The 9639-nt window shown below is 62.1% G+C and carries 9 protein-coding genes and 1 other RNA gene; 4 read left to right on the plus strand and 6 right to left on the minus strand.

Going from position 1 to position 9639, the window contains the following annotated elements:
* Positions 1-148: 148 nt before the first annotated feature.
* Positions 149-856 (plus strand): 5-formyltetrahydrofolate cyclo-ligase, encoded by a 708-nt coding sequence (locus tag O2S87_RS16925; RefSeq protein ID WP_475409934.1) that lies wholly within the window; start codon positions 149-151, stop codon positions 854-856.
* A 48-nt stretch (positions 857-904) separates the two neighbouring features.
* Here the strand turns inward: O2S87_RS16925 and O2S87_RS16930 are convergent, their stop codons facing one another.
* From O2S87_RS16930 to rnpB, 3 genes are all read right to left on the minus strand, one after another.
* On the minus strand, positions 905-1684 hold the full coding sequence (locus tag O2S87_RS16930) for a mechanosensitive ion channel family protein (protein ID WP_475409935.1): 780 nt from the start codon (positions 1682-1684) through the stop codon (positions 905-907).
* A gap of 523 nt (positions 1685-2207) precedes the next feature.
* A complete protein-coding gene (locus O2S87_RS16935; protein ID WP_475409936.1) occupies positions 2208-3179 on the minus strand; it encodes an NOG1 family protein in 972 nt (323 codons plus the stop codon).
* 70 nt (positions 3180-3249) lie between these two features.
* An RNA gene (gene rnpB, locus O2S87_RS16940) (RNase P RNA component) lies at positions 3250-3688 on the minus strand.
* Positions 3689-3802: 114 nt separating this feature from the next.
* Here rnpB and O2S87_RS16945 point away from each other — a divergent pair.
* A complete protein-coding gene (locus O2S87_RS16945) occupies positions 3803-4405 on the plus strand; it encodes a TIGR00296 family protein (protein WP_475409937.1) in 603 nt (200 codons plus the stop codon).
* Here O2S87_RS16945 and O2S87_RS16950 read toward each other — a convergent pair.
* The gene (locus O2S87_RS16950; protein ID WP_475409938.1) at positions 4402-5556 is read right to left on the minus strand and encodes a nicotinate phosphoribosyltransferase; all 1155 of its coding nucleotides are present in this window, start codon (positions 5554-5556) and stop codon (positions 4402-4404) included. The genes O2S87_RS16945 and O2S87_RS16950 overlap by 4 nt on opposite strands.
* A gap of 49 nt (positions 5557-5605) precedes the next feature.
* Complete coding sequence (locus tag O2S87_RS16955; protein WP_475409939.1) at positions 5606-7189, minus strand: Hvo_1808 family surface protein; 1584 nt, start codon at positions 7187-7189, stop codon at positions 5606-5608.
* Between O2S87_RS16955 and O2S87_RS16960 the strand changes: the two genes are divergently transcribed.
* Entirely contained in the window at positions 7188-7316 is a 129-nt protein-coding gene (locus O2S87_RS16960) for a hypothetical protein (RefSeq protein ID WP_475409940.1), read from the plus strand. The two genes, O2S87_RS16955 and O2S87_RS16960, sit on opposite strands and share 2 nt — an antisense overlap.
* Before the next feature lie 198 nt (positions 7317-7514).
* Here the strand turns inward: O2S87_RS16960 and O2S87_RS16965 are convergent, their stop codons facing one another.
* Positions 7515-7958: an acyl-CoA thioesterase gene (locus tag O2S87_RS16965; RefSeq protein ID WP_475409941.1), complete on the minus strand. Its 444-nt coding sequence runs from the start codon at positions 7956-7958 to the stop codon at positions 7515-7517.
* Positions 7959-8257: 299 nt separating this feature from the next.
* Between O2S87_RS16965 and O2S87_RS16970 the strand changes: the two genes are divergently transcribed.
* Positions 8258-9451 carry an inorganic phosphate transporter gene (locus O2S87_RS16970; RefSeq protein ID WP_475409942.1) on the plus strand — a complete coding sequence of 398 codons (1194 nt, stop codon included), beginning with the start codon at positions 8258-8260 and terminating at the stop codon, positions 9449-9451.
* Positions 9452-9639 lie beyond the last annotated feature (188 nt).

The following is a 9639-nucleotide window of genomic DNA, read 5'->3' on the forward strand; positions in this document are numbered from 1 at the left end:
TGGTGATATGACAGCGAGTCGAAGTCGTCCAGCGGATCAGTACACGATAGGAAGTCCGTGATCGGCAGCATTTGCTGTCAATACGGTGTATAGTTGGGGCCTACTTAAACGTGCAGAGCCGAGTAAATATGCTACATAGGATAGCAGTATGGCCAAAGACGAGCTCCGCGAGCGAATCTGGGACCGGCTCGAAGCCGAGGGGTTCGCCCGGTTTCCGTTTCCACCCCACGGCCGCATTCCGAACTTCGAGAACTACCGTGAGGCAGCCACACGGCTGGCCCAAACTGAGGCGTGGACGCAGGCAGAGACGCTCAAATGCAATCCGGACGCGCCGCAGCTCCCCGTCCGTCGACAGGCCCTCCGCGACGGCAAGACGGTGTATATGGCCGTCCCGCGACTCCGCGAGGCGAAACCGTTTTTACGGCTCGATCCGGTCGAAATCGACGACATCGATGCTGCGACGACCGTTTCAGGCTGTTCGAAACACGGGGTTCCCGTCGACCCGGAGTCGATGCCACACATCGACCTGATAATCGCTGGGAGCGTTGCGGTCGACGAGTCCGGCAATCGGGTCGGCAAGGGAGAAGGGTACAGCGACCTCGAATTCGCCGTGCTTCGGGGCTTCGACCGCGTCGACGAGTCGACGACGGTTGCCACGACGGTCCACGACTGCCAGGTCGTCGAAGAAGATGCGATCGAGCCCGACCGCCACGACGTTCCGCTCGACCTGATCGTAACGCCGACACGCGAAATCGAGACCGAGTCGACCGGGCGTCGGCCAGCGGGACTCTACTGGGAGGATCTCGACAGTCAAAAAGTTGACGTGATTCCGGTGTTGGGTCGACTACAGCCGTAAGGCGAAACGGCTGTTTCGGCCGACAGTTGTGGCGGCTGTGGGTTCGGCTTAGTCGTCGTCATCGGTGCGCGACGAGTCGGAGAGCCCCGACTGCTGTTGGCTCTCGATCGGGGCGGCTTCACGGGCAGATCCCATCCAGCGATCGATGTTCTCGTCGACGTAGTCGCGCCCACCGAGTCCGACGGCGAGGCCGCCACCGATGGCGATCGCCGCGGCGATTCCCCACGCCAGCGCGCGAGCAAACACGTAGAGAATCTGGACATCGATGCCCATCGTATCGAGCCCGATGGCGATGGCCATGAAGTAGAGGAACAGTTTGGTTCCGGTTGCGAACACGTTAGCATAGGCGCTGTGGGTTGCGGCCTGCGTCTGTTTGATGGCGTCGCCGAGGAAGTCAGCGACGACGAACCCGAAGACGATCACCAGCAGTCCCGCGATGAACGCCGGCAGATACGAGACGGCGGTCGCGACCCACTGCGAGAGTGTCTGGATGGCCAGCGCGTTGGCCGCCGCCAGCACGGCAATCGCGTAGACGAACCACGCCGCGAGCGTCCCGAACGCGTTCGAGACGGACCGTTCGGTTCCGCCCAGCATCTCGCCGATCGGGGTACTGAGTACCGCTTTGTCGAGTTCTACCGTATCAGCCAGTCGACCGACGACCTTGGCGACCGCTCGGCCGACGATCCAACCAACCACCAGAATAATAATCGCGCCGATCAGCCGGGGGATGAACGCGAGCGTCGACGCAACCACGTCCTGAAGCCACGATGGAACGGTCACCTGTGCGACCGAACCACCGAAATCTGCCAGTAGCACGGCATCGGTCATTAGTAGTCACCCCTTGGCACGGGCGTAGGGGTCGATTGTTCCTCACGAGTCCGGCCGGAGAGTTGGGTATCTAACGTTGACATGTGAAACCTCCGCAGGTGGCCTTGTCGACGAACACGTTTTGTTAGCCCGTGATTTGAGGTCACCGTCGAGACGACAGTCAACGAATGAAACCACTGAATCCTCACGGTTTCGGGGATGTCACGCGAATCAGAACCATAACTCAGACGGAGTACACCTGATTTTGGCTGTGAGAATCTCGTTATTTATTGATTGATGGCACGGTTGTCTCATTGCACTGGATATCTACAGACGGCCCTCCCACCGACGGGGGCGGAAGTAAGCACACGTTGGCTGTTGAATCAGCCACACAGACACCAAAGCGAGAGACTCCACAGAACCCGACAGCGACGTTCATCATGACTATTCGCTGGTCGACCGTCGACTGACTACCGTCTGCCGACGACTGACCAACGAATCGACGCTCACGCGAGCGTGAAATCGACGACACTGGCGGCGGGAGTCACTCCCCGCGTGACGGGAGTTCGGGTTCGAAACCGACCGCTTCGATAGCGAGACCGAGCACCCCGTCGATACCCTGCTCGTTGGTGACGCTCATATAGGCATCCGCCTCGACGTCGGTCGACCGATCGCTCTTGTTGCAGATCGTCAACACGGGAACGTCACGCTCGCCGAACCGCCGTTCGACCGAGTCCCGAAGCTCCAACTGGACATCGAGCGGGTAGCCACAGTCACCCGAGGCGTCGACGAAGAACAGCACCGTGTCTGCCAGATGCTCGATCGCGCCGACGGCCTGGCGCTCGATATCGTTGCGGTCGGCTTCGGGTCGGTCGAGCAACCCCGGCGTGTCGATCAGCTGATACCGAATGTGGTCTCGCTCGACGTGGCCGATCTGGACCGCTTTGGTCGTAAAGGGGTATTCGGCGATCTCGTTGGAGGCGCGGGTGACGTAGTTGACGAACGACGACTTGCCGACGTTGGGGTAGCCCGCAATGACGATCGCGGGTTCGTCGGGCCGGATGTCGGGGAGGTTCTTGAGTGCATCACGGGCCTCGCCGACCGCCAGCAGATCGTCGGCGATCTCGTCCATGATGTCCGCAATACGCGCAAACGCCTGCTTGCGGTGTTTGCGTGCGAGTTCGGGGTCGGTTTTTCGGAGTTTTGGCTGGTACTCGCGGCCGAGTTCTTCGATCTGTCGACTCGCCCACATCACCTCCGAAAGTGACTGGCGGAGTTCGTCCACGTCGACGATGGCGTCGGCGAGTTCGTAGTAGAAGGGGTCGATGTAGTCGAAATCCGGCCACGCGGTGACGACGTTCTCCAAGTTGTCCGAGGTGATGTTGACCGCGATCGTGAGCATCGACTGTTGGGCCTCGAGGCCGGGCTTGGCCCGTCCAGCGCGGGCAGCCCGTGAAAAGGCCTTGTCGACGAGTTCCGCCGCACGCGGGGCGGTGGGAAGCGTCTCGAAAATCATTTCCCGATGATACAGCGCGAGGACCTAAAAGCACGTTCGTTTGGCGGGCCGACCGCTCAGAGCGAAAAGCGGTTGAGAGGAGTAAGCCCCCTTCTGTTTCGACCCGACATTCGGCTAAGCGTCCGTCGTCGTGTTCGGACTACCTCGACGGCCGCCCGTCGACCCAGTGTCGACGAGTCGACCGTCTGACGCGGACTTGCACCGGTGAGGATTCACCGTTCCATCCGTTCCTGCCCGTTAGCAATGACTCGGTCATCGCAGCCCTCGGTGGGTTAGCTCCCTTCCCTTACGGGTCGGTTCGCGCGCTTGCAGCAGTGCCGCAAACGCCGTCGACCGCCATCGGCGGCCGAGCGCACCTCATTGGTCGGGGCAGGTGGTCTCGTTTCTGTTTCAGCGCCAGCCGTCTCCGACTCCGGGCTTGTGCCCGGTCACCTGTCCGAACGGTGGGGGGACTTTCCTCATGGGGGATGCGCTGACATCCATACCACGGGGATCGGGCTCTCTCTACCGAAGTAAGCTACGGCTACGGCTCAAATAAGCCGTTCGGTCACCGGAAGCCGTCGCCTCCCACTGTGCTGAACAAATGGGAAGAATTCAAGTCAGTGCCGTTCATTAATACTGTTATGTCCGAGGCACAGACCGTTCAGCTGAGTTATGATGACGGTGCGCGTGCGGTCGAACTCGCACGAGAAGCGGTAGAATCGTATGTTCTTCATGGCCAACGGGAACACCCCGGCAGTATGCGGGACGCTTTTTATGCGAGAACCGGCGCATTCGTTCGGATCCAGTCGACCCGTGGTCGCGGTCGGCTTCGAGGCTGTGCGGGCGCGTATCACGGCTCGGATCAGCTCGGTCACGCGATCGTCGACGCGGCGATTCAGGCGGCGTCGGCCGACTCAGCCGGCTCGGAGATCGGCTCGAAGGAACTCTCAGATCTCTCGATTTCGGTATGCATCGTTAGTAACACCCTACTCACGAACGATCCCCTAGAGGACCTAGAACTCGGCACCCACGGCGTGGCGATCGACATCGGAAACAAACACGCTTGGCTGTACCCGACGCTCCCGGTCGAGCAGAACTGGAGCAAAGAAAAGTACCTCTCGCTCGTCTGTCGGAAGGCTGGCGTCTCGCCGCTGGCGTGGCAGGACGACGACACCATGATCACACTGTTCGAAGGCCAGGTCTACCGCGAGCGAGACGACGGCGGCAGTGTCGAATCCCTTTAAAACTCTACGAGAGACGCGTCACGTTTGGCGCGTTCGATAGCCGAATCGAGCGAGTAGTCGAAGCTATCGACGATCGTTCCGTCTCGGATGAGCGGTTCGAGGAGCGGTTCGCTGTCGAGTGGTGAATCGGCTCCGCGTAGGCCGATGTGGTGGCTGCCGTCGGCAGTTCTGTAGACGGATTTTATCCCAGAGAGCTTTCCTCGCTTGGAGATGGGTTCGCCGTCGACCGCAACGATATCGAGCGCGAAATCGATGGGGTCGGCGTTCGAAATGTACCCCCCAACGCCGAAACCGTCGGCGACATCGCGGAGTTCTCGAAGCTCAGTGGGACCGAGCCCGCCGCTGACGAAAATGTCGACCTCGTCGTGGCCACGGGCGTCGAGTTCCCACCGTAGCTCGCGGATGATGTGGCGGAAATCACCACGGCGCGAACCGGTCGTGTCGATGCGGACGCCATCGAGTCGGTCGCCGAGGGCCGCAGCCGCGCGCAGCACCTCGTCTTTCTCGTCGCTGAACGTATCACAGAGCGCGATCCGTGGAACCGACTCGTCGACCGTCTCGTCGAACGCCCGCCAGGCGGCCTCCTGATTACCGGCACCGAAACAGAGCATGAGCGCATGGGGCATTGTTCCGGTCGCCTCGCGACCGATCACCTCGCCAGCAGCAACGTGCGAAAAGCCGTCGAGTCCGGCCAGTAGCGCGCTGCGTTCGACGACCGCCGCGATCGATGGATGGACGTGCCGAGCGCCGAACGAAAGCACTGAGTTGTCGGGTGCGGCGCGTCTGGCTTCGAGCGCGGCGGTCGCGATCCCGGATGCGTGCGAAAGCAGTCCCAACAGCGAGGTTTCGAGCCGGGCGAACTCGAGATACGGACCCTCGATCCGCATAACCGGCCCACCGTCGAACAGTCGACCCGGCGGAACCGCATGGACGTCGAGCGAGCGGTCGGCCAGGAGTGCGGCGGCATCTTTGATACCAGCAAGCAGTTCGAACTCGCCGTCGGGGAACTGGTCGGCGGTCACCTCAGCGACGACGGCCGGGTTTCGGTTGGCCGCCCGGAGCGTCGACTCCGTGCGATCGAAGTAGGCGTCGGTCGCCCGGCCCGACCGGATATCGGCTGGCGAGACGATGTCGAACGAGTACTCAGTCATAGCCGATGGTTCGGGTGGCCGTCTCAAAAAGGAGGCGGGATGGACGCTGTCACCGAACGCGTCGACCGCTGGCTGCGAGCCCAACTACGAGTGCGACCAGCGCGGCCACTGCGGCTACCGGACCGAAGCCCGGGATATCGTCTCGAAGATCGGTCGGCTGTTCGTCGGTCGATGTCGGCTGCAGTTCCGGTCGGAGTTCGAACAGGCCGTCTTCGGTCGGTGCATGAACGATCGTGACCCGCGTCTCGTCGACTTCGACGGCGTAGGCTCCGCTGAACTCGCCGTCGTCGATCCGATAGGTGTCGGAATCGGTTTCGGTCGCGTTCTGTGCATCGAGAATCGCACCGTAGGCCCGCTGGAACTCGGCGGCGTCGGCGGGTCGGTCCCACTCGATCGTCCACACGTAGCCGTCCTCGTCGCCCTTTTGATACGGGTAGAGCTTGTCGGTGGCCCACCCCTCAGAGGGCTCCGAGCGGTAGTCGTACTGGTCGTACTCGCCGGTGGCGTCGCCGAACCGGTCGGCGTTGATCGTCTCGGCGTCGTACTCGGTTGCCTGATACCAGAGCATGATATAGATCGAGGCCTCGCCGGTTACCTCCGCGCCGTCGTCGCCCTGGTCGGTCGAACGCTCCCACCCGTCTGTTGCCTCGTCGTCGACATCGAGCGGTTCCGGCTCGACGGCCTCCTGGTGGATGATTTCGCTCGTTGTTTCGGGTGGCTCTTCGATGCGTTCTTCGACGCCGGCCCAGCCTTCGGTTTCGACCACGTTGTGAACGTATGCCGGACCATCAGAGTACGGTTGGAGCAATAAAAACAGGATGCCATCGTTACCAGCAGGCCCATCGCTGTTTGGGTTGCGAGCGGTCGACGGTTCGTCGAAACACGCCCACTCGTCGGTTTCGCACCGTTCGAGGTACTGATCTTCGAGATAGCCGGCCTCGCCCTCGACGACGCCGTCGATCGCCAGTTCGGAGTCCTGGGTGCCACCGTGATCGCTGAGTTCGGTGAGATCGTGGGACTGGTCCTGCAGGGCGTGGCTCAGTTCGTGGACGAGCGTCCGCTCGTTGACCGTCGGTGAGTCGGGGTCTTCGGTCACGATGACGATTCGATCCTGGCTCGGCGAGTAGTAGCCGTTGACGGCCCCGCCGAGGGTAGCATCGATCGCCTCCGACGAGTCGCGGTCGTCGCCGACGATGAACAGCGCCTCCCAGACCTGGTCGTTCCACCGATTGAACTCGTCGTCGCCGTCGGTGTTCAGCGCGTTGTCCTCGCGAGCCTCGTCGCGGCTCAGGACCTCGACCGACACGTCCTCGTCGAACGCCTCGCCGCGGAGCACTTCGACCCGAGCCATCGACCGGTCGACCAGCGCGTCGAGTTCCGAGTCGGTGAGGTTCGTCGGCTCGTCGAAGCCGAGTTCGTCGTCGTGACAGACCCCGTCGACACAGCCGAGCGACTCGTCGTCGGTCCCTGCTTGTGTCGCCGTCTCGGTTGTCTGGAGTACGTCGACTGCCGAGGATTGCGAGGCGAGAGTCGAGTCGGCCGATGGTGTCGCGGTGGGTGCGGCCGTGGCGACCGTACCAACACCGCCAATAAGCAACAGCAGCACGAGGATGAAAGCGAGAGGTCGGTTCATGATAGCATGGTTGCAGCGTGGCGTCAAGGAAGTCGAGACGATTGCAGGCGTCGACTGTCGGTCTGCGTCGCTGGCGGCGATAGGGAATCGATCGGTTTACCAGTTGTTGTTTTTGGGGTACTGGTGATTCGGTGAGGGGTTTAGTTCGATGACAATGGGCGTCGTCTCGTGGAGTGAGTTGCGGTGGTTTCTTCGAAGACCGAGAAAGCCTCCGACGAGACGGCAGCCCTTTTCAGCCCCACCCAGAGCCGGTGGATCCCCCAGTTAGGGGGACTTTCTGGGCCTTCATCTCGGAATTGGGCACTATATTCTGTGTGTTACCCTATCACTCATCGTCGACCCACTCGCGGGCGGCCGTCTGGAGGTCGACATCGCGCTCGGAGTCGACCGTAAGTTCCGGTACGGTCGTTGGCTTGCCGTCATCGCCCAGCGCGACGAACACGAAAACGCTCTCGGTGGTGAGCGTCCGATCACCGGAGCGGGGCTGTTCGCGGAAGGCCCGAAGACGCACTTTAATGCTCGTCTCCCCGTGGTCGAAGACATAGGCTTGGATGAACGCGGTGTCGCCCTGCGGGATCGGCCGCCGGAAATCCATCTGGTCGATGCTGGCGGTGACACAGGTCTCGCCCGCGAATCGCATGGCGGCCATCGCGCCGACCTCGTCCATCCATTTCATGACGATTCCCCCGTGGGCAGTCTCGTAGTTATTCGTGTGATTGGGCTGGACGCGGTGGCGGTTCTCGATAAAGGTCTCCTCGACGGTGGGCATGGCGGTAGTAGGCACAGGCTACTTAAAAAGGGCCGTCGACCCGATGGAAACCGTCTTTGGGGTGTTGGGCGTTGGGTCGACCGGCCGATGACGAACGCACCGTGCTGAGACGGGGTGGCACCTGTCGATGATGATCCCTATGAGTGCTGAGGCCAGCTTTCTCTCTACACAATAGAAGTGGCAACGAAAGGCAAAACAATCCTTCGCAAACAATGCACAGCTGTCGACCAACACCCACTGCGGCACAGATAATCGAGAACGGTACGTTATTCAATAGCGAACGATGAACTCCCGGATGAATGTCGACAGTCGCTGTCCTTGCAGTCGCCTTTCTTGCAAGCGTCTCGCTGGCGTGGGCACTGGGAGCCAGTAGTACGTCACCGCCGTTGGCCCCGGCGGTCGGTGCCGATGCACTCACGGTGCTGCGGGCGGCGCTGCTGGTCGGTATACTCGCGGCCGCGGGGGCGATCCTACAGGGCGGCAGCGTCTCGGATACTGTCGGCAACGATCTCGTCAGCGGCGCGTCGCTGACGCCGCTGGCGGTCGCCGTCGGCCTGCTGATCGCCGCGGGGTTCATCGCCGTTGGCGTCGCCACCAGCTACCCAATCCCCGCGGCCTTCGCCACGACCGGGGCGGTCGTCGGCGTCGGCCTCGCACTCGGTGGTGACCCAGCATTCGGGACCTACCGCGAGTTGGCCCTGTTTTGGGTGCTCGTCCCGCCGACCGGCGCGTCGATCGCCTACCTGACGGCTTCGACCCTCCGGCGCGATGACGTTCCCGACAGGCTCGGGATTCCCGTGCTGGGCGGGCTCGTCGGCGTCGTCGTCGCCAACGTCACCCTAGAGGTCCTGCCCACGGCCGCGGGGAGTCGACCGACGATCGCGCGGCTCGGCTCGCGCTGGCTGAGCCCCACCCCAACGGTCGTCGGTGGCTACGATCTCGCGATGGTCGCTACGAGCCTCTGCTGTGGCCTCGTCGTCTTTCTCGTCTTGCGCTGGCAGACGAGCCGCTCGGTCGACGTCGCCGTCCGACGGTTTCTAATCGCGCTTGGTGGGCTGGTCACCTTCTCCAGCGGCGGCAGTCAGGTCGGCCTCGCCATCGGGCCGCTGGGCACGCTCGCTGGCGAATCGGCGCTGTTGACCACCCGCAACGTTACGCTAGTCGGGGCCGCTGGGCTACTGATCGGGGGGTGGACCGGCGCGCCAAACATTATCCAGGCGGTCGCCAACGAGTACTCCAGCCTCGGGACGCGCCGATCGATCGCTGCACTTGTTCCAGCCTTCGTCATCACCCAGACCGGGATTCTGCTCGGGTTTCCCATCTCGCTCAACAACATCATCATCTCGAGCGTCATCGGCAGCGGCCTCGTCGTCGGCAGCGAGGGAGTCTCGGTGCGAAAGATCACGGTTACGGCCGTTGCCTGGCTCTCGGCACTCGTCGGCTCGTGCCTGCTCGGATTTGTGGGCTTTCGGCTCGCGTCGACGATCGTCTGACCATCGGAAGGATCCTCGATCGGTCGACACGTTGCCAGCCAGGTCGAACCCGAGTAGCGGAGGAGTGGTCAGCGTAACTTTTGAATATCGGTGAGGAACTTTTTGATCCAACCATTCGCAAATCCAAGACGTTGAGAGAGATCTAAGAATGTGTCAGTGACAAACTGTTTGAAATGCTCTTGATTCTC

This window comes from Halohasta sp. A2 (genome assembly GCF_056175805.1).

Excerpts from the sequence above, each read along its gene's own strand:
- O2S87_RS16970 (WP_475409942.1), top strand. The coding sequence starts at position 8,258 with ATGTCGACAGTCGCTGTCCTTGCAGTCGCCTTTCTTGCAAGCGTCTCG.
- O2S87_RS16930 (WP_475409935.1), bottom strand. The coding sequence starts at position 1,684 with ATGACCGATGCCGTGCTACTGGCAGATTTCGGTGGTTCGGTCGCACAG.
- O2S87_RS16945 (WP_475409937.1), top strand. The coding sequence starts at position 3,803 with ATGTCCGAGGCACAGACCGTTCAGCTGAGTTATGATGACGGTGCGCGT.
- O2S87_RS16965 (WP_475409941.1), bottom strand. The coding sequence starts at position 7,958 with ATGCCCACCGTCGAGGAGACCTTTATCGAGAACCGCCACCGCGTCCAG.
- O2S87_RS16955 (WP_475409939.1), bottom strand. The coding sequence starts at position 7,189 with ATGAACCGACCTCTCGCTTTCATCCTCGTGCTGCTGTTGCTTATTGGC.
- O2S87_RS16935 (WP_475409936.1), bottom strand. The coding sequence starts at position 3,179 with ATGATTTTCGAGACGCTTCCCACCGCCCCGCGTGCGGCGGAACTCGTC.
- O2S87_RS16950 (WP_475409938.1), bottom strand. The coding sequence starts at position 5,556 with ATGACTGAGTACTCGTTCGACATCGTCTCGCCAGCCGATATCCGGTCG.
- O2S87_RS16960 (WP_475409940.1), top strand. The coding sequence starts at position 7,188 with ATGATAGCATGGTTGCAGCGTGGCGTCAAGGAAGTCGAGACGATTGCA.
- O2S87_RS16925 (WP_475409934.1), top strand. The coding sequence starts at position 149 with ATGGCCAAAGACGAGCTCCGCGAGCGAATCTGGGACCGGCTCGAAGCC.